The 17,833-nt window shown below is 62.0% G+C and carries 18 protein-coding genes; 9 read left to right on the forward strand and 9 right to left on the reverse strand.

The genetic code is table 11. The features are described 5' to 3' along the window. Nucleotides 1-2: 2 nt before the first annotated feature. The 5 genes from C2846_RS16935 to C2846_RS16955 form a co-directional block, all read right to left on the reverse strand. On the reverse strand, nt 3-1,250 hold the full coding sequence (locus C2846_RS16935; protein WP_119702028.1) for an NAD(P)/FAD-dependent oxidoreductase: 1,248 nt from the start codon (nt 1,248-1,250) through the stop codon (nt 3-5). A 22-nt stretch (nt 1,251-1,272) separates the two neighbouring features. Further along, nucleotides 1,273-1,707 (reverse strand): nuclear transport factor 2 family protein, encoded by a 435-nt coding sequence (locus C2846_RS16940; RefSeq protein ID WP_080048393.1) that lies wholly within the window; start codon nt 1,705-1,707, stop codon nt 1,273-1,275. Then, nucleotides 1,704-3,131: a deoxyribodipyrimidine photo-lyase gene (gene phrB, locus C2846_RS16945; RefSeq protein WP_119702029.1), complete on the reverse strand. Its 1,428-nt coding sequence runs from the start codon at nt 3,129-3,131 to the stop codon at nt 1,704-1,706. Before phrB ends, C2846_RS16940 begins: the two co-directional genes overlap by 4 nt. Nucleotides 3,132-3,144: 13 nt before the next feature. Further along, the gene (locus tag C2846_RS16950) at nt 3,145-4,104 is read right to left on the reverse strand and encodes a YbgA family protein (RefSeq protein WP_080048391.1); all 960 of its coding nucleotides are present in this window, start codon (nt 4,102-4,104) and stop codon (nt 3,145-3,147) included. Nucleotides 4,105-4,193: 89 nt separating this feature from the next. Beyond that, a complete protein-coding gene (locus tag C2846_RS16955) occupies nt 4,194-5,174 on the reverse strand; it encodes an NAD(P)/FAD-dependent oxidoreductase (RefSeq protein WP_119702054.1) in 981 nt (326 codons plus the stop codon). A 203-nt stretch (nt 5,175-5,377) separates the two neighbouring features. Here C2846_RS16955 and C2846_RS16960 point away from each other — a divergent pair, with 203 nt between their 5' ends. Continuing rightward, nucleotides 5,378-6,277 (forward strand): TIGR01777 family oxidoreductase, encoded by a 900-nt coding sequence (locus C2846_RS16960; RefSeq protein WP_119702030.1) that lies wholly within the window; start codon nt 5,378-5,380, stop codon nt 6,275-6,277. An 18-nt stretch (nt 6,278-6,295) separates the two neighbouring features. Further along, entirely contained in the window at nt 6,296-7,318 is a 1,023-nt protein-coding gene (gene hemH, locus C2846_RS16965; protein WP_080048388.1) for a ferrochelatase, read from the forward strand. Nucleotides 7,319-7,338: 20 nt separating this feature from the next. Here the strand turns inward: hemH and C2846_RS16970 are convergent, their stop codons facing one another. Then, the gene (locus C2846_RS16970; protein ID WP_080048387.1) at nt 7,339-7,968 is read right to left on the reverse strand and encodes a LysE family transporter; all 630 of its coding nucleotides are present in this window, start codon (nt 7,966-7,968) and stop codon (nt 7,339-7,341) included. A gap of 63 nt (nt 7,969-8,031) precedes the next feature. Here C2846_RS16970 and C2846_RS16975 point away from each other — a divergent pair, with 63 nt between their 5' ends. The 6 genes from C2846_RS16975 to C2846_RS17000 all read left to right on the forward strand — a co-directional run bounded on the left by C2846_RS16975 (nt 8,032) and on the right by C2846_RS17000 (nt 13,382). Then, nucleotides 8,032-8,994: a 2-hydroxyacid dehydrogenase gene (locus C2846_RS16975; RefSeq protein WP_119702031.1), complete on the forward strand. Its 963-nt coding sequence runs from the start codon at nt 8,032-8,034 to the stop codon at nt 8,992-8,994. A 136-nt stretch (nt 8,995-9,130) separates the two neighbouring features. Then, nucleotides 9,131-9,571, forward strand: coding sequence for a type IV pilus modification protein PilV (gene pilV, locus C2846_RS16980; RefSeq protein WP_080048385.1), 441 nt, complete (start codon nt 9,131-9,133; stop codon nt 9,569-9,571). After that, nucleotides 9,568-10,359 (forward strand): prepilin-type N-terminal cleavage/methylation domain-containing protein, encoded by a 792-nt coding sequence (locus C2846_RS16985; RefSeq protein WP_080048384.1) that lies wholly within the window; start codon nt 9,568-9,570, stop codon nt 10,357-10,359. Before pilV ends, C2846_RS16985 begins: the two co-directional genes overlap by 4 nt. A 13-nt stretch (nt 10,360-10,372) precedes the next feature. Then, a complete protein-coding gene (locus tag C2846_RS16990) occupies nt 10,373-10,873 on the forward strand; it encodes a pilus assembly PilX family protein (RefSeq protein ID WP_119702032.1) in 501 nt (166 codons plus the stop codon). Then, nucleotides 10,851-12,971, forward strand: coding sequence for a pilus assembly protein (locus C2846_RS16995; protein ID WP_165443855.1), 2,121 nt, complete (start codon nt 10,851-10,853; stop codon nt 12,969-12,971). The genes C2846_RS16990 and C2846_RS16995 overlap by 23 nt, the downstream gene beginning before the upstream one ends. 9 nt (nt 12,972-12,980) lie before the next feature. Next, on the forward strand, nt 12,981-13,382 hold the full coding sequence (locus C2846_RS17000; protein WP_276310926.1) for a type IV pilin protein: 402 nt from the start codon (nt 12,981-12,983) through the stop codon (nt 13,380-13,382). On the opposite strand, the gene C2846_RS17005 is transcribed toward C2846_RS17000, so the two are convergent. Both C2846_RS17005 and upp read right to left on the reverse strand, forming a co-directional pair. Then, on the reverse strand, nt 13,379-14,641 hold the full coding sequence (locus C2846_RS17005) for a uracil-xanthine permease family protein (RefSeq protein WP_080048380.1): 1,263 nt from the start codon (nt 14,639-14,641) through the stop codon (nt 13,379-13,381). The genes C2846_RS17000 and C2846_RS17005 overlap by 4 nt on opposite strands. Continuing rightward, nucleotides 14,641-15,282 carry a uracil phosphoribosyltransferase gene (gene upp, locus C2846_RS17010; RefSeq protein WP_080048379.1) on the reverse strand — a complete coding sequence of 214 codons (642 nt, stop codon included), beginning with the start codon at nt 15,280-15,282 and terminating at the stop codon, nt 14,641-14,643. Before upp ends, C2846_RS17005 begins: the two co-directional genes overlap by 1 nt. 164 nt (nt 15,283-15,446) lie before the next feature. On the opposite strand from upp, the gene C2846_RS17015 reads away from it, so the two are divergent. After that, the gene (locus C2846_RS17015; RefSeq protein ID WP_080048378.1) at nt 15,447-16,004 is read left to right on the forward strand and encodes a hypoxanthine-guanine phosphoribosyltransferase; all 558 of its coding nucleotides are present in this window, start codon (nt 15,447-15,449) and stop codon (nt 16,002-16,004) included. Between the two features lie 25 nt (nt 16,005-16,029). Here the strand turns inward: C2846_RS17015 and dauA are convergent, their stop codons facing one another. After that, on the reverse strand, nt 16,030-17,754 hold the full coding sequence (dauA, locus tag C2846_RS17020; protein WP_119702035.1) for a C4-dicarboxylic acid transporter DauA: 1,725 nt from the start codon (nt 17,752-17,754) through the stop codon (nt 16,030-16,032). Nucleotides 17,755-17,833 lie beyond the last annotated feature (79 nt).

Raw genomic sequence — 17,833 nt, forward strand, 5'->3', positions numbered from 1 at the left:
CATCAGAGCTGCTCCCCGAAATCAGCGGCGACCCGCAGTGCGCTGACCACCGCGTCCTCATGGAACCCGTTGGCCCAGTAGGCGCCGCAGAAATAGGTATGGTTGACGCCGAGTAGTTCCTGCCAGCGGGCTTGGGCGGCCTGACTGGCCAGGCTGAACTGTGGGTGGGCATAGCGGAAGCGGCCGAGGATCTTGTCCTCGGCGATATCCACGGTCTGGTTCAGACTGACGCAGAAGGTGTGACTGGCCTGGATGCCTTGCAGTCGGTTCATATCGTAGGTTACTGCTGCCGGCTGCGCGGGGTTGCCGCTCAAGCGATAGTTCCAGCTGGCCCAGGCGCGCCGATTGCGCGGCAGCAGCCGGGTGTCGGTATGCAGCACCACGTCGTTGTCGGCGTAGGGGATGGCGCCGAGAATGCTCTGTTCAGCCTGACTGGGTTGCTCCAGCAGGGCCAGGGCCTGATCGCTGTGGCAGGCCAGCACCACCTTGTCGAAGCGCTCCTCGCCACGCACGCTGATCAGGGTTACACCCTTGGCGTCCCGGCGGATTGTTCGCACCGGGCAGTTGAGTTGAATAGTGTCGTGAAAGGGCTTGGTCAGGGCCGGTAGGTAGGCGCTTGAGCCACCTTTGATCACCCGCCACTGCGGGCGTTGGTTGACCGACAGCAGGCCGTGGTTGCGAAAGAACCGAACGAACAGGTACAGCGGAAACTCCAGCATGCTGGCCAGTGGCATCGACCAGATGGCCGCGCCCATCGGCACGATGTAATGATCGATGAAACGCTGGCCGTAATTGCCTGCCCGCAGGTAGTCACCGAGGGTCGTGGTCGTACTTAGCAGCCCTTGTTCGAGATCGTATGGAGCCTGGCGATTGAAGCGCAGAATGTCGCGCAGCATGCCGATAAAACCGGGTGATAGCAGGTTGCGCCGCTGAGCGAACAGCGTATTGAGATTGTGCCCGTTGTATTCCAGACCGCTGAGTGGGTCCTGTACCGAGAAGCTCATCTCGGTTGGTTGTGAGGCAACGCCGAGCTGCTCCAGCAAGCGGATAAAGTTTGGGTAGGTCCAGTCATTGAACACAATGAAGCCGGTATCGACTGCGTAGCGTTGCCCGTCCAGTTCAATCGTGACGGTATGCGTGTGTCCGCCCAGTCGTTCAGCGGCCTCAAAAACCTGGACCTGATGCCGGCGTGCCAGCAGATGAGCGCAAGCCAGCCCGGCAATACCACTGCCCACGATGGCGATACGCATCAGACTTTCTCCCGTTGCTGAGTCATATCAGTCTCGCTTTCAAATAACGGATAACCCGCCCAAGCAGCGGCACGTGCTCGTACAGCAGGGCCCCGGCGTCGTAATAGTCGGCATGTCGGTGGACCCGCAGGTCGTGGTATTCGATAAAGCTGCAACCGGGTACCTGGATCGGTCGGCCACCGGCCAGGCGCGGGTGCTGGTAGGTCATGATCCAGCGCAGCACGGCCTGATCCTGGGTCAGTTCATGGCATTGCTGAAACTCGAAGCTGATCAGGCTGACATTGGCATACAGCGCTTCGCAGTAGTGGCGCATGGCGCTGAGCCCGTGCAACTCGTGCAGGGGGTCGCTGAAGTGCAGATCCTCGCTGTAGATCTGTTCAAGCAAATGCAGGTTGTCGCGATCCAGGCGCGCGAAGGTATCGGCAAACTGCTGGGCGAAGGCCGAGTGCGTGTTCATGGGGTAGCGAGCTCCCGGAAGGCGGTCAGCGCGCGTTCACGGCTGCTGGCCAGATCAATGATCGGCGCCGGGTAGTCGTTGTCTTTCAACAGGCTGTCGGGCTGCGGCGCATGGATGCTGACGGTTGGGGTGTTGGCCAGCTCGCTGACCCACTGGCGGATGAAATCGCCCTGGGGATCGAACTTGCGGGCCTGGCTGATCGGGTTGAATAGCCGGAAGTAGGGCGCGGCATCAGTACCGGTGGAGGCGCTCCACTGCCAGCCGCCGTTGTTGGCTGCCAGATCACCGTCGATCAACTGACGCATGAACCAGCGCTCACCGCTGCGCCAGTCAAGCAGCAGGTTCTTGCTCAGAAACATGGCGCAGAGCATCCGTAGCCGGTTGTGCATCCAGCCGGTGGTCGCCAGTTGACGCATGGCTGCATCGATTATCGGGAAGCCGGTGCGGCCTTGTTGCCAGGCCTCCAGGGCGGCCGGATCATTACGCCAGGGGATGGCTTCGGTGGCCGGGCGAAAGGCCCGGTGGCGCGATACCCGAGGGAAGTTAACCAGGATGTATTTATAGAACTCGCGCCACAGCAGTTCGTTGATCCAGGCCACGGCACCGGGCGAGCCGCTGGCGAATTCGCCCTGATTGACCCGCAAGGCTGCGTGCAGGCATTGGCGCACGGATAATATGCCGCTGACCAGATAGGGTGACAGCTGGCTGGTGCCTTGCAGGTCAGGCCGGTCGCGGGTTGCGTGATAGTCCATCAGTGCGTCATGACAGAACTGCTCAAGCCGCTGCTGGGCCGCTGCCTCGCCGGCTGGCCAGAGCTGTTGCTGCAAGGGGCTGGCCGCAGGGAAGTCATCCAGTTGGGCTGGTGGCGTGTCGCTGGTCAGCGGCAGCGCACACTGGCGCTGCGGCGCCGGCAGGCAGGCTGGAAGGTGGCTGTGCAGTTGGGCATAGGCCTGGCGGCGAAACTGACTGAAGACCTTGAACGGGGTGCCGGCCTGGGTCTTCAGGCTGGTCGGAGCAAACAGCAACTGGTCGGTGAAGCGCCGGCAATCTAGCCCTGCGTGCTGAAACTTGCGTTCGACTTCGGCATCGCGGGCCTGTTCGTGGATTCCGTATTCGTCATTGAAGAACAGGCCTTGGGCATTGAGCTGGCTGGCCAGCTCAAGCAGCGCTTCGGCGCAATGGCTCCAGGTGCCGACATCAATGATGCGCAGTGGGATATTCAGGGTGGCCAGACTCAGGCCCAGCTCCCTGAGGTTGCGCAACCAGAAGTCGATCTTGACCGGTGCGTCGTCATGGGCTTTCCAGGTGTCGCCGCTGATCAGCCAGACCGCCACCACCGGGCCTTGCTGGCTGGCGTGCCAGAGTGCCTGGTTATCGGTGCAGCGCAGGTCGTTGCGCAGCCAGCACAGCTGAATGGCGTTCATCATCGTCTCCGGCTTAAATCGCGTTGCGCAGGCTGAGTTCGGGTGGGTGTGGCTGCAGATAGCTTTGTTGTTGCAGGTAGCTGTCCGGGTGCTTGAGCAGGTGGTGTTTGAGCAGGGTGATTGGCACCACCAGCGGAACCAGGCCCTGTCGGTAATGGCCGATCAGCTCCGCCAGTTCATGTTTCTCGGCCGGATTCAGGGCGCGCTTGAAATGCCCGGCGATATGCTCCAGGGCGTTGCTGTGGCGCTGGCGACTGGCCGGGCGGCTGAGTGCTTCCATCAACTCCTGAAAATAGGCCTGTGCTGTCGCGCCCAGGTCGGCCCGGCGCAGGTTGGCCAGACGTTGACCAAGGCGGCGGTAGCTTTCGGGGTGATGGGCCAGCAGCAGATATTTGTGCCGGGCATGAAAGGCCAGTAGAGCGGCGGCGCTGAGCTGCGGCTCGAGTTGCTGGCGCCATTGGGCATAGACTTCAACCCGGGTGATGAAATTTTCGCGCAGTACCGGATCGTGCAGTCGCCCTTCTTCTTCGATCGGCAGCCAGGGGTTGGCCTGGCGTAGCGCGCTGGCAAAGGCGCCGCTGCTGGTTTTGGGCTGCAACTGGCCATCGGCCTGATAGAGCTTGACCCGTTGCAGGCCGCAACTGGGAGATTTCTGCATCAGGATGAAACCACACAGTTCCGGATGGTTGGCGGCTACCTGGGCACCATAGCGCTGTAGGGGTTCGGTCAGGTCAAGCGTAGGATCCTGGCTGCCAAGTACTCTCGGCGCCTGAGGCTCGCCGACCAGGCGGATGGGTTGGCGCGGAGTATCGAGCCCGACCGCAACCTCTGGGCAGAACGGGACCAGCGTGAAGGCTGGCCCCAGTTGAGCGGTACACAGCGACGAATGCTTGTGGCCACCGTTGAAGCGAACCGGTTGCCCAACCAGGCAGGCGCTGATGCCTATGGGGATGGTGCGACTGACAGTGCGCATGGGAACCTCAAACTTATACGTATTGCTTAGTTTGTATAAGTTTTAGTGTGCATCACTCTGTCATCTTGTACAAGTTTTTCTATGCTGCCTCAGGTCAGGGTGCGAGCCGCCTGTAGTCCGCTCAGCCAGGCATTTTCCAGCCGTCCGCCCAGGCACCAGTCGCCACAGACATAGACGCCCAGTTCCGGGGCTGCCAGTGCTCCCCAGTTGTATTCGCCATTGGGGCGGGCATACAGCCAGCGATGGGCGTGGCTTTGCACCGGGGGCGGCAGGTGCAGGCCCAGAACCTCAGCCAGAGCCTGGCCAAGTTGCTGGGTGACTGCTTCGGGCTTGAGGTCCAGGTGACCTTCGGCCCAGCTCGCGGTGGACTGCACTACCCAGGTGTCGAGCCCGGCCCGGCCGGGTTTGCTGCTGTTGCGGGCGACCCAGTCGAGTGGGCCGGTGCGTACAAAACAGGCATCGACGCTGGTTGTGAGCGGCTGTTCAAAGGCCATGGCCACGGCCCAGCCAGCTTCCATCTGAACCTGTGCGGCAGTCTGCGCCAGTTGTGGCGCGGCTTCCAATAACGGCACGGCCTGCGGGGCCGGGGTGGCGATCACGACCCGGTCGTAGGGGCCGTAATGGCGGTCATGCTCGTCGACCAGCAGCCACTGGCGGTCGGCCTCGGGGTGCAGCCGGACGATGCGTGTTTCACCAACCAGTTCCAGACCTTCGAGCAGGTGGCGGGACCAGGCGGTCATGCGTGGCGTGCCGACGAAACGCTGCTGATCGTCCTCCGACGGTGTCAGGCCGTTGTCGTCGTAGCGGTATAGACGCGGGTTCCATTCGGTGACCCAGCCCTGATCCAGCCAACGTTTGACCTCCTGACGGAATTGGCTGTCGCGCGCGGTGAAGTACTGTGCGCCTATGTCGAAATCGCCTTCAGTCGTGCGTTTGCTGCACATGCGCCCACCGCTGCCGCGGCTCTTGTCATACAGGGTGACGCGGTGACCGGACTGGGTCAGGGCCTGTGCGGCGCTGATGCCAGCCAGGCCGGCGCCAATGATGGCAATATTGTGGTTGTGGGTCATGGCCATGGTATCCGTGCAGGCGAGGAAGTGATCGGGGCGGATGACTGATAGAGGTTCGCTATGGTGCCTATCTGTTGGACAGAACTTGTACATCGCACGCGGTCTGTATAGCATCCCCGATCTGGAACCAGCCTGCAAGCCGAATGCAGTCGTAGCTGTTAAGCTTGATGAACCAACTGTCACGCCGAGGATGGGGGTGGGCTATGCACATAATGATTACCGGTGGCACCGGCTTGATCGGACGAGCGCTCTGTCAGCGACTGTTGGCGGATGGTCACCAAGTGAGTGTCTGGAGTCGTCGGGCGGATCAGGTGGGCACGCTGTGTGGGGCTCAGGTTCGTGGGGTATCGAGCCTGGCGCAACTGGATGGCGAACATCTCGATGCGGTCGTCAATCTGGCCGGGGCGCCGATCGCTGACCGGCCCTGGACCGCCAAGCGCAAGGCCGAACTCTGGTCCAGCCGAGTGACCCTGACTGAACAGTTGGTGGCCTGGATGGGCGCGCGGGCGCAAAAGCCCGAGGTGTTAATCAGTGGCTCGGCAGTCGGCTGGTATGGCGATGGTGGTGACCAGCCGTTGACGGAAGACAGCCCTGCTCATCCTGAATACACCCATATGCTTTGTGATGCCTGGGAGTCGGCGGCGCGGCGGGCCTCGGCCTATGGCGTGCGGGTTTGCCTGCTGCGCACCGGCCTGGTGCTGGCGGCCGACGGTGGTTTTCTCAAGCGTCTGTTGCTGCCGTTCAAGCTGGGGCTGGGTGGCGCGCTGGGTTCCGGCAGGCAGTATATTCCCTGGGTTCACCGGGCTGATCTGATCGAACTGATCGTATGGCTGCTGAGCAATCCCGAGTGCCGTGGGGTTTTCAATGGCAGTGCGCCGCACCCGGTGACCAATCGTGAGTTTGCCCGCAGCCTGGGCCGGGCCCTGAAGCGCCCGGCCTTTATGCCGCTGCCGGCTCCGGTATTGAAGCTGGGGTTGGGGGAAATGTCACGGTTGCTGCTGACTGGGCAGAATGCTTTGCCCAAGCGGGCACAGGAGCAGGGTTTTGACTTTCGTTATCAGCACCTCGACGAGGCGCTGACGGATATTTTGCATTCATCTTGATGTTGGGGAAGAGGTTACATGTCTGATCGTGGGGTCTTGCTGGTCAATCTCGGCTCGCCTGCCAGTACCGAGGTGGCCGATGTGCGGCGCTATCTCAATCAATTTCTGATGGACCCTCTGGTAGTTGACCTGCCCTGGCCGTTGCGCCGCCTGCTGGTCAGCATGATTCTGCTGCGCCGACCCAAGGCCTCGGCCGAGGCCTATGCTTCGATCTGGTGGGATGAAGGCTCGCCCCTGGTGGTGATCAGTCGCCGGGTGCAGCAGGCGCTGCAGGCGCAACTGGATATGCCGGTCGAACTGGCCATGCGTTACGGCCAGCCTTCGATTGAGCAGGGCCTGCTGAAACTGGCGCAGCAGCCTGGGGTGCGCGAGGTATTGTTCATGCCGCAATACCCTCAGCATGCCGACAGTACCATTACCACTTCAGTTCGAGAGGCGCAGCGGGTCATTGCCAAGCATCAATTGCCGTTGACTCTGACGGTGGTGCCGGCCTTTTATGACCGGTCCGACTATCTGGAGGCGCTGGTGGCCAGTGCCAAACCCTACTTCGAGCAGCCATTCGACCATGTGCTGCTGAGTTACCATGGCTTGCCGGAGCGGCATTTGAAGAAGGCCGACCCGACCGGCTCACATTGCCTGGCCTCTCCCGACTGTTGCGAACGTCCGTCACCGGCCCATGCAACCTGCTACCGGGCCCAGTGCACAGCGGTGAGCAAGCAGTTTGCCCAGCGCCTGGGGCTGGCGCCGGAGCAGTGGTCGCAGGCTTTCCAGTCGCGGCTGGGACGGGACAAGTGGATCGAGCCCTATACCGAAACCCGGATCGACGAGTTGGCGGCACAGGGGGTCAAGCGCCTGCTGGTGCTGTGTCCGGCGTTCGTGGCCGACTGCATCGAGACGCTGGAGGAGATTGGCGACCGGGCCCGCGAACAGTTTATTGAAGCGGGCGGCCAGGAGCTGGTGCTGGTCCCCTGTCTGAACGACCACCCGCAGTGGGTTGCAACCCTGGCCCAGTGGTGTCGGACCACGCCGCGAGCGGCCTGAGTGTTGCTAGTTACGGGACACTAACGCCGAAGCCATTCGGACAAGGCCAGATGCAGGCCCAGACCGACCAGGATGGCGCCCATCAACCGGTCGAACCAGTGGCCCAGTCGGGCAAAACCCCGGCGGACACTGTGATGGCTGAACAGCAGGGCCACCAGGCAGAACCAGGCGGCGGTCGCCAGTGCCAGATACAGCCCGTAGCCGGCCTGGATCGCCAGTGGGGTCTGCGGATTGATCACCACGGTGAACAGGGACAGGAAAAACAGGGTGGCCTTGGGGTTCAGACCATTGGTGATGAAACCGTTGATGAAGGCCTTGCCGGGCGCCATGGCCAGCGGAGGAGTATGGCCGTCGGGCAGCAGTTGGGGTTTGGCCCGCAGGGCACGGATGCCGATATACAGCAGGTAGGCGGCGGCCAGCCATTTGAGCAGGTTGAACAGCCAGACCGACTGCGACACGATCAGGCCAATACCCAGCAGCGAATAACCGACATGCAGCAGGATGCCACTGCCGACCCCCGCGGCGGTCAGCAAGCCGGCCTGGCGACCGGCACCAACGCTGTTGCGAATTACCACGGCAAAGTCCGGCCCAGGGCTCATTACCGCCAGCAGATGGACCAGCGCCACCAGCAAAAACTCATTCAAATACATGGACGTCTCCCGGCAAAGTCCTCATTCTAGAGAGCTTGTCCCCCGCAAGGTAGATACAGATTCATGTCTGAACTCGATTCGATTGTATTTCTCGATCATGCGTCTCTCGATCTCGGCGACCTCGACCTGGACCCGCTACGGCGTCAGGCCGGGCACTTGCAACTGTACCCCGCAACAGCTCCGGAACAGGTGCTTGAGCACATTGCCGGGCACCCGGTGGTCATCACCAACAAGGTGGTGATCGATGACGCGGTGATGCAGGCCTGCCCCAATCTGAGGCTGATCCTGGTGGCCGCAACCGGCACTAACAATGTCGATCTGGACGCCGCCCGGCGCCGCGGTATCACGGTATGCAACTGCCGGGGTTACGGTACGCCCTCGGTGGCTCAGCACACCCTGATGCTGATGCTGGTCTTGATCACCCGCTTCGAGTCCTATCGTCAGGCGGTACGCGAGGGGGCCTGGCAGCGCAGCAGCCAGTTTTGTCTGCTCGACTTTCCGATTGGCGAGCTGCACGGTCGTACTCTAGGTATTCTCGGTTACGGCGAGTTGGGCCAGGCGGTGGGCCGGCTGGCCGAAGCCTTCGGTATGCGTGTGCTGGTGGGAGCCTTGCCGGGGCGGGAGAATTCGGGGCGGCTGGCGCTGGCCGAGCTGCTGGAACAGGTTGATGTACTCAGTCTGCATTGCCCCTTGACTGAGCAGACCCGTGGCCTGATCGACGCCGCCGCTCTGGCGCGGATGAAGCCCGGCAGTCTGCTGGTGAATACCGCCCGCGGTGGAATTGTCGATGAGGCGGCGTTGCTGGCTGCCCTGCGCAGTGGTCATCTGGCTGGGGCCGCTACTGATGTGCTGGTTCAGGAACCACCGGTCAATGGCAATCCACTGCTCGATGCCCAATTACCCAACCTGGTGATCACGCCGCATAGTGCCTGGGGTAGTCGTGAGGCGCGTCAGCGCATTGTCGGACAGATGGCTGAGAATCTGGCGGGTTTTTTCGCCGGGCAGTCATTGCGGGTGGTGAGCTAAAAAATCTCTGTTTTGAGACATGTATCAATAGTGTCTCGCCTGTTTGGGGGATAGTCAGCCCCCTGGCTTGCTTCTAGTCTCCCCGAGCCTTGATCTGGCATCTGGCCAGGTCATCAGACGGGGAGGCTGGGTCATCATGTCATGTCTATCCTGCCAGCGCGGCTCCAGTCTGCTGGAAGTGTTGATCGCCGTACTGGTCTTGGCCATCGGAGTGCTCGGGGCCGCATCACTGCAACTGAATGCCTTGCGCTTCAATGCCAGTGCTGCGCATAGCACTCTGGCCAGTTTCATTGCCTATGACATCCTTGATCGGATGCGGGCCAACTATCAGCAGCTTGACCAGTATGTCACCCAGATCAGTGGTGACTGCCAACGGGTGCCTGCGTTCGCGCAGGATATTCTGGCCCGTGATCTGGCCGACCTGCATGAAGCTGTAAGCTGCCTTTTGCCTGGTGGTACCGCTACGGTTGAGCGTCAGGGCGCGCGGGTCATTGTGACTATCGCCTGGTCCGAAACGCGTATTGTGGCCGGCCAGACCGATACCCGGTTTGTCGTCTCCAGTGAGATAGGTTTGTGAGTAGGCGAGCTTGCCTGTCCAGTCGCCAGTCTGGGGTAGGGCTGGTCGAATTGCTGGTTGCCATGGTGCTTGGTGTGGTGTTGGTGCTTGGTGTGGTCCAGCTGTTTGTCGCCAGCAAGCAATCGTTCGAGGTGCAGCGTCTGTCTGCTGGGGTTCAGGAGGATGCGCGTTTCATTCTCAATCGACTGACGCGTGAGCTGCGCATGGTCGGCATGTATGGTTGCCTGGACTTGACGCGTTTGCCGGATGAGCAGCGTGCCTGGGTACCGGCGCAGTTCGCTACTCCGATTCGTTTCGATGGCGAGGTGCTGTCGCTGATCACCGCTGACCCCACCGGCGAACTGTTTGCCAGCCCGAGTGTGCGCAGCCCGCAGGATTACAACGCCCGCTGGCTGATTGCGAGCAACTGTCGGGACGGCAACGATTTTCGCCTGGTCGAGGATGCCAGTCTCGATATTCAGCCCGGTGACATGGTGATACCGGTACGACTGCAGGAGTATCGGTTACGCAATTATCAGGTGCAGTCTCGGCTCAATGGCAGCGGCAACTTCGAGACCCTGCTGGGAGGCGTGGTCAGCCTTGAGTTCAGCTTTGGTTTGGCTGCTAGTGCTGAGGACTCGGCGGTCAGCGGCCAGTATGTCAGCACACTGGCCAGCACGGATCTGGCGCGGATTCGCAGCGTGCGGCTGGCGTTGCGCCTGAGCGATAACCCGCAGGCACCGGATGCGGGTCGAGTTCGGGCACAGGACTATCGGATGGTGGTAGCTATCCGCAACCTGGTGCTGTGAAGTGGATGCCGGTATGGGCGCAGGACCGCGTCAGCGCGGCGCGGCACTGGTGGCCAGCCTGGTGTTTTTGCTGTTGTTGAGCCTGATCAGCAGTGCCGGCATTCAGATGTCGACCTTGCAGGAACGCATGGCCGCCAATAGCAGACAACGGCATGACGGGTTTCAGGCTGCCGAGGCGGGCCTGCGCCGGGTAGAGGAGTTGCTGCGCTCGGAGGTGCTGAATAACCGGCCCCTGCCGGCCCCCTGTCAGGCGGAAACCTGTGAACTTGCCCCGCAAGTGCTGGATCTGGATGCCCAGGGTTTGGCCGGCATTGGCTGGCGGCAATTGGAGCATGATCAGTCCGTCAATGGCGTGCAGCTCTGGTATCAGGTTTACAGCCTGGGGGAAAGTCTGGTGCCAGTTAAGGCGCCGGGCGAGGCGCCCGCCCACCTGTATCGGGTCGTGGTGGTTGGGCTCAGTGGCAATACACGGATTGTATTGGAGAGCATGTATGTCCTTGGTGGAGGAATCTGAGACAGGGTTGATTCGCCGATTGGCGGCTGGCTGGCTAGGGCTGCTGGTGGGGATGGCCATACCTTGGCCGGCACAGGCCTTCAACCCGTTGAGTGGCCCCTTGACGGGCTGCACGACGGCGACCAGCCAGGCTGCGCTCAGCACGGGTGAGTTGCTGGCTGACAGTCGGCTGTTTCGCACCAGCTTCGATCGGCAAGACTGGAGTGGCCGAGTCGAAGCCTATGCCCTGGAGCAGGGCGGCGAACTGGGGCGGCGACTATGGAGCAGCGATGAGCGTTTGACCCCGATACAGCAGCCCCGGCTGTACCAGACCTGGCGTCAGGCCGTGGGTGCGCTCGCTGGCGCGGCGGTGCCTCTGGATGCTTTTACCGCCGATAGTTTCGGGCCGGCTCAGCGCCAGCAACTGAGCGAGGCCGCACAGCGGGCCGGATTGCCAGCCGGGCAAGATCAGGCCCTACTGGACTGGGCCAGGGGCGAGACAGTAGCGTCACTGCGTCCACGGCAGCGGCTGCTGGGGGATGTAATCAATGCTGAGTTGCGCTACGCCGCCCCGGCACAGGTTGCCCACGATTACGGGGTTGCTGGTTACACCGGCTACTGGCAATTCAAGCAGACCAGTATGACCTCGCTCCTGGTGCTGGGCGCCAATGACGGTTTTCTTCATGTTCTTGATGCCGAGACCGGCAATCCACAGCTGGCTTACCTGCCAGCGGCTGCGATTACCGGGCTGGAGCAGCGGGCGCGGGTCGATTATGGCCATAGTGCTGAACACCGCTCCGGTATGGATGGGCCGATCACCCTGGCCGATGCGCAGATTGCCGGTCAGTGGTCCACAGTCGCTGTCGCCGGCATGGGCGCGGGTGGTCAGGGCCTGTCGGCAGTGCGCCTGTTCGATCAGGCACGTGGTGCCGGCGCCTTGGGCGGGTTGTGGGATGTGCATGCCAGTGACCCCGCTTATGCCGATCTGGGGTATAGCTATGGCCAGCCTCAGGTTGCTTATCTGGATGGCCGCTGGGTGGTGATCAGTGGCAATGGCTACGGCAGTCGTCGGGCTCAGGCCGCCCTGTATGTGTTGGCGCTGGATGATGGTCAGCTGCTACGCCAGCTGGACGTCGGAGAGGCGGGGGCTAATGGGCTGTCGGCCCCGGTGCTGGTGCATGATGCCCAAGGGCAGGTGCAGGTGGCCTACGCCGGTGACCTGCAGGGCCGGTTGTGGAAGTTCGAACTGAGCGGCGGCGCAGCGGGCTGGCGGGTGGCGTTCGCAGGCGAGCCTTTATTCCAGGCTGCCGCCGGTCAGCCGATTAGCGTGGTGCCGGTAGCAGTCAGGCATCCGCAAGGTGGTCATCTGCTGCTGTTTGGTACCGGCAAGTTCCTTGAAGCGGCTGATCGCACGGATCTCGAAGGGCAGGCGTTTTATGCGATTTGGGATCGGCCGGGCGGGCAGCCGGCGATTGGTCCTGCGGATCTGCTGGCCCAGCGCATCACTGATGAGTTCGATACCGCCCAGGGGCAGTCTCGTCAGGTCAGTCAGGAGCGGGTTGACTGGAGTACTCAGCGTGGCTGGTATTTGCCGCTGGGGGGCGCGGGCGAGCGGGTCACGCGTACGGCGCAGGTGAGCGCGGGGCGGGTTTTGTTCACTACCGCGTACCTGCGCAGCGATGGGCAGGATGCCTGTCTCAGCGAGGCGGGCGGCTGGTTGATGGTTCTGGATCTTTATTCGGGGGCAATGCTGCCCACAGCGCTGCTCGGCAGCGCTACTGATGGGCAGGGTGATGAAAACGGTGATGAAACCGGTAGTGCCATCGCCGGGCTGGAGCAGGGGGTTGGCCTGCCTGGCGAGATCCTGTTGCTCGATGTGCCGGATCTGGCGCTGGATGAAACCGGGCAACCGGTCTCGGGTGGTGGTCAGGGGCTGTTTTGCGACAACCGGCGTGAAACCTGTCAGTGCCCGGAGCGGGCCAGTGCATGCCTTAGCGAGCATCGGCGGCCAGCCTGTGTCGAACAGCAGGTAATAACGCCGGGCAGTGGCGGGTTGGCCCGGCAGCGGCTGACCAACAACTGCCGCTTTACCCAGGCGCTCTGGCGCCAACTGATGTAGGGGGTTCTTGTGCCGACGCGGACGACAGGCTTCACCCTGATGGAATTGTTGATTGTGCTGGTGGTCGTGGCGATTCTGGCCAGTCTGGCCTATCCCTCGTATCAGGAGCACGTACGTCAGACCCGGCGTGCCGAAGTGGGTGCCCTGCTACTGGAAAACGCCCAGCTTCTGGAGCGTCATTACACCCGCCATGGCCGTTATGATAGCGGTCAGGTCGTCGGATTGGTGAGTCAGAGTCCGGCGTCAGGTCCGGCGCTATTCAATATTCAGTTGGAGCGAACGGCAGAGACTTTTCAGCTGAGAGCCATCGCTACCCCTGGCGGGATGATGGCGCAGGATGCATGTGCCCACTATGGGCTGGATCAGCTCGGCCGGCGAACGCCGACCGAGCCGAAGTGCTGGCGCCGTTAGGCTGCCTCTTCGCCGGGCTTGGTCTCTGCCGCGGGGCTGGTTTGGGGCAGGATCAGGTTGAGCACGATGGCCACCACCCCGCACAGGCTGATGCCCTGCAGGCTGATGCTCTGGTTGCCGATCACCATGCCGCCAATCCCGAACACCAGCGTGACCGAGACGATGCACAGATTGCGGGCCTGGCTCAGGTCCACCTGATGGCGGATCAGGGTGTTGATACCAACCACTGCGATCGAGCCGAACAGCAGGCAGAGAATGCCGCCCATGACCGGTACCGGCATGCTTAGCAGTATTGCGCCGAACTTGCTGACGAAGGCCAGGCCGATGGCGAACACCGCAGCCCAGATCATCACATTGGGGTTGAAGTTGCGGGTCAGCATCACGGCCCCGGTCACTTCCGAGTAGGTGGTATTTGGTGGCCCGCCGAGCAGGGCCGCAGCCGAGGTAGCCACCCCGTCACCCAGCAGGGTGCGCTGCAGACCTGGCTTGCGGATGTAATCCTTGCCGGTGACCGAGCCGATCGCCAGCACGTCGCCGATATGTTCGATGGCCGGAGCGATGGCCACCGGGATCATGAACAGAATTGCCGCCAGTTGAAACTCAGGAGTGACGAAGCCGGGCATGGCCAGCCAGTTGGCCTCGTTGACCTGACTGAAATCAACGATGCCCAGGGCCCAGGACAGGCCGTAGCCAACCACGACCCCGGCCAGAATCGGTACCAGCCGAAACAGCCCCTTGGCGAAGACCGCCACCACGATGGTGGTTACCAGAGAGGCCAGGGCGATTAGAATTGCCAGGTTGTAATCCACCAGTTGCGTCGCGCCGTCGCCGCTCTTGCCCATGGCCATGTTAACTGCCACCGAGGCCAGCCCCAGGCCGATCACCATGATCACCGGGCCAACCACCACCGGTGGCAACAGACGCTGAATGAAGCCGGGGCCGCGCAGGTGAACCAGCAGACTCAGCAGTATGTAGACCATCCCGGCCGCCAGCAGGCCGCCCAAGGTGGCCGGTAGCCCCCAGGTCTGGTTGCTGTACATGATCGGGGCGATAAAGGCGAAGCTGGAAGCCAGAAACACCGGCACCTGACGCTGGGTGGTGAACTGGAACAGCAGGGTGCCAAGGCCGGCAGTGAACAGGGCGACACTGGGGTCCATGCCGGTGATCAGTGGCATCAGCACCAGCGCGCCAAACGCCACGAACAGCATCTGCGAGCCGGCCAGGGCGGTGCGCCAGCCGTGGGTTTCGAGGTCCTGCATCAGTGCGTGTCCTTCTGTTTGGTGCCGAAGATCTTGTCCCCGGCATCGCCCAGGCCTGGAATGATGTAGCCGTGCTCATTCAGGCGTTGATCGATTGAGGCAGTGTAGATCTGTACATCGGGATGGGCAGCGTTGACCCGCTCGATACCCTCAGGCGCAGCCACCAGTACCAGTGCGCGGATTTCCCGGGCACCGGCACGCTTGAGCATGTCGATAGTCGCAACCATGGAGCCGCCAGTGGCCAGCATCGGGTCGATGATCAGCGCCATGCGTTGGTTCAGCTCGCCGACCAGCTTTTCCAGGTAGGCATCGGCTTCCAGGGTTTGCTCGTTGCGAACCAGACCTATGACGCTGACCTTGGCGCTTGGAATCAGGCTCAGTACCCCATCGAGCATACCCAGGCCGGCGCGCAGGATCGGCACCACGGTAACCTTTTTGCCGGACAGCTTTTCCACTTCGACCTGACCACACCAGCCTTCGATGCTGTGGGTCTCAACCGGCATATCCTGGGTGGCCTCGTAGGTCAGCAGGGCAGCTACTTCCTGAGCCAGCTCACGGAAGTTCTTGGTGCTGATGTCGGCGCGGCGCATTAGTCCGAGCTTGTGGCGTATCAGCGGATGGCGAATTTCTTTGATATTCATGCAGACGGGCTCTCATGCAGGGCGCAGACAAAATCGCCATAGGTTAAACCAATGAGCCACTGCGGTCACCCGTCTATCTGTCGGGAAAGTCCCGCTATACTTGCGTTTCTGCGACAAGATCAGTATTTTTCGCCCCTTTTTCAGACCTTCCCCGGAGTTTAGCTATGTCGATCGATCTGGAACACGTCAAGCAGGTAATGGCCGAGGCCGACTGCCTGTTCAGTCAGGAGCAGGTCGAGGCGGCCATGGCAAGCATGGCCACTGAAATCAACCAGGCTCTGGGCGACAGCAATCCGATTGTCTATAGCGTGATGAATGGCGGGCTGATCATTGCCGGACAGTTGCTGACCCGGCTGGATTTCCCTATGGAAGTGGGCTATCTGCATGCCACCCGCTATCGCAACAAGCTGTCCGGCGGTGAGTTGTTCTGGAAAGCCAAGGCCGAACACTCGCTGGTGGGTCGCACGGTGCTGATCATCGACGACATTCTCGATGAGGGGCATACCCTGGCGGCGATCGTCGAATACTGCAAGGATGCCGGTGCCGAGCAGGTGCTGACTGCTGTGTTGTTGGACAAAAAACACGACCGCAAGGCCTATCCGGGCATGCGCGCCGACTTTACCGGGTTGGAGGTGGAGGACCGCTACATCTTCGGTTTCGGCCTGGATTACAAGGGCTACTGGCGCAACGCGGCAGGGATCTTCGCGCTCAAGGGACATTGACTTGCGCTGGTCTGGCCCAGGGCGTTTAGTCCTGAGCCAGATACTCTTGAATTTTCTGCGCCGCCCGCTCCGGGGTGGCCAGGTAGTAACGTTCTCCTGTCCTGGCACCCAGCCCGGCGCGTTTGAGTTTCAGGCGTAGTTCCGCCCGTACGCCGATCAGGTAGACTCTGATGCCACGCCGCTGCAGGTCCTGCAGGGCTTTCTCCAGCAGGACCAGCGCGCTCATATCGATACTTGGTACCGCCTGCATGTCCAGAGCCAAATGTACAACCCGGTCATCGAAGCGGCTGATCGCATCCAGCGCCTTGTCGGCGGCGGCAAAGAACAGCGGCCCGTCGATTCGATACAGCGCCACGCTGTCCGGCAGGTTCGCCAGCGCCTGGTGGCGCTGCAAGGGCAGTGCCTGGCCACGACTGAGCCCGGCCATGCGGCGAATGAACAGCGCCGAGGCCAGCAGCAGGCCAACCCCTACAGCCAGCACCATATCGAACAGTACGGTCAGCAGCAGGCAGACCAGTAGTACCACCACGTCCTGGAGTGGGCCAATGCGCAGTACATGAAGAACATGGGGAGCCTCACTCATGTTCCAGGCGACCATCAGCAGCATGGCGGCCAACGAGGCCATTGGCAGGTAGGCGAACAGATCAGCCAGCAACACCACTGCCAGTAGCATGACCAGTGCGTGGATCACTGCCGCCAGGGGCGAGCGTGCGCCGCTGCGGACGCTGGTGGCGGTGCGGGCGATGGCCGCGGTGGCGGTGATGCCGCCGAAGAAGGGGGCGACCAGATTGCCCAAACCCTGGCCCATCAATTCGGCATTGGGATCGTGACGGGTATTGGCCATGCCGTCGGCGACCAGCGCGCAGAGCAGCGATTCGATGGCCCCGAGCATGGCCACTGCCAGGGCTGAGGGCAGCAATTCGCGTAGCAGGGCGAAGTTAACCAGCAAGGGCTGACCGTCGGCGCCTGGCAACTGCCAGGGCAGTACCCATTGGGGGGCGAAGGGCGGGATGCCGGCATGCAGTACGCCATCGACTTCGTAGCTGAACCGTGAGCCCAGGGTTGCCACTGGAATGTCCCAGTACAGCAGGCTGGCGGCCAGTAGCGAGCCGGCGAGCAGAGCGATCAGGTGGCCGGGGATGCGTTTGGTCAGGCGTGGCCAGAGAATCAGAACCGCCAGAGTGCTGAGACCGACCAGGGTATCCCCAAGTTGCAGGCTTGGCAGGGCCGAAACCAGCGCCTGCAACTGTTCCAGGGTATGGCTGTGCTGGCCAACCTGCTGCAAGCCGAACAGGTCCTTGACCTGCAAGATGGCAATGACGATCCCGATACCAGCGGTAAAGCCCATCACCACCGGGTAGGGTACGAACTGGATCAGGTTGCCAAGTCGGGCCAGCCCCAGGGTCATCAGAATCAGGCCGGCCATGATGGTTACCAGCAACAGGCCGCCGAGGCCGTATTGCTGGGTGATGGGCAGCAGAATCACCACGAAGGCGGCGGTAGGGCCGGAAATATTGAAACGCGAGCCTCCGGTCACCGCGATGATCAGGCCGGCAACGATTCCGGTATAGAGACCATGCTGAGGCGCCACTCCGACCGCGATGGCCAGCGCCATGGCCAGTGGAATGGCGATGATCCCGACCGTGATTCCGGCCAGCAGGTCACCGCGCAGGGCAGCCAGCCCGTAGCCCTGATAACTGTCACGCAGGGCACTGAACAACGGCAAGGCAAAACGCCGGGGAGTCGCCATGGGGCATCCTGTTCCAGAGGGAATCAAAGGGACTGTGCGGCGATGGGGCTTGAATGACAACTCGACTTACTGCTAATAC

This window comes from Pseudomonas jilinensis (genome assembly GCF_003586265.1).
In the GTDB taxonomy this organism is placed as follows: domain Bacteria; phylum Pseudomonadota; class Gammaproteobacteria; order Pseudomonadales; family Pseudomonadaceae; genus Halopseudomonas; species Halopseudomonas phragmitis.

What these genes read in the sequence shown, in the direction of transcription:
- C2846_RS16935 (WP_119702028.1), bottom strand. Translation starts at nt 1,250, where the DNA reads ATGCGTATCGCCATCGTGGGCAGTGGTATTGCCGGGCTGGCTTGCGCT.
- C2846_RS16940 (WP_080048393.1), bottom strand. Translation starts at nt 1,707, where the DNA reads ATGAACACGCACTCGGCCTTCGCCCAGCAGTTTGCCGATACCTTCGCG.
- phrB (WP_119702029.1), bottom strand. Translation starts at nt 3,131, where the DNA reads ATGAACGCCATTCAGCTGTGCTGGCTGCGCAACGACCTGCGCTGCACC.
- C2846_RS16950 (WP_080048391.1), bottom strand. Translation starts at nt 4,104, where the DNA reads ATGCGCACTGTCAGTCGCACCATCCCCATAGGCATCAGCGCCTGCCTG.
- C2846_RS16955 (WP_119702054.1), bottom strand. Translation starts at nt 5,174, where the DNA reads ATGACCCACAACCACAATATTGCCATCATTGGCGCCGGCCTGGCTGGC.
- C2846_RS16960 (WP_119702030.1), top strand. Translation starts at nt 5,378, where the DNA reads ATGCACATAATGATTACCGGTGGCACCGGCTTGATCGGACGAGCGCTC.
- hemH (WP_080048388.1), top strand. Translation starts at nt 6,296, where the DNA reads ATGTCTGATCGTGGGGTCTTGCTGGTCAATCTCGGCTCGCCTGCCAGT.
- C2846_RS16970 (WP_080048387.1), bottom strand. Translation starts at nt 7,968, where the DNA reads ATGTATTTGAATGAGTTTTTGCTGGTGGCGCTGGTCCATCTGCTGGCG.
- C2846_RS16975 (WP_119702031.1), top strand. Translation starts at nt 8,032, where the DNA reads ATGTCTGAACTCGATTCGATTGTATTTCTCGATCATGCGTCTCTCGAT.
- pilV (WP_080048385.1), top strand. Translation starts at nt 9,131, where the DNA reads ATGTCATGTCTATCCTGCCAGCGCGGCTCCAGTCTGCTGGAAGTGTTG.
- C2846_RS16990 (WP_119702032.1), top strand. Translation starts at nt 10,373, where the DNA reads ATGGGCGCAGGACCGCGTCAGCGCGGCGCGGCACTGGTGGCCAGCCTG.
- C2846_RS16995 (WP_165443855.1), top strand. Translation starts at nt 10,851, where the DNA reads ATGTCCTTGGTGGAGGAATCTGAGACAGGGTTGATTCGCCGATTGGCG.
- C2846_RS17005 (WP_080048380.1), bottom strand. Translation starts at nt 14,641, where the DNA reads ATGCAGGACCTCGAAACCCACGGCTGGCGCACCGCCCTGGCCGGCTCG.
- upp (WP_080048379.1), bottom strand. Translation starts at nt 15,282, where the DNA reads ATGAATATCAAAGAAATTCGCCATCCGCTGATACGCCACAAGCTCGGA.
- C2846_RS17015 (WP_080048378.1), top strand. Translation starts at nt 15,447, where the DNA reads ATGTCGATCGATCTGGAACACGTCAAGCAGGTAATGGCCGAGGCCGAC.
- dauA (WP_119702035.1), bottom strand. Translation starts at nt 17,754, where the DNA reads ATGGCGACTCCCCGGCGTTTTGCCTTGCCGTTGTTCAGTGCCCTGCGT.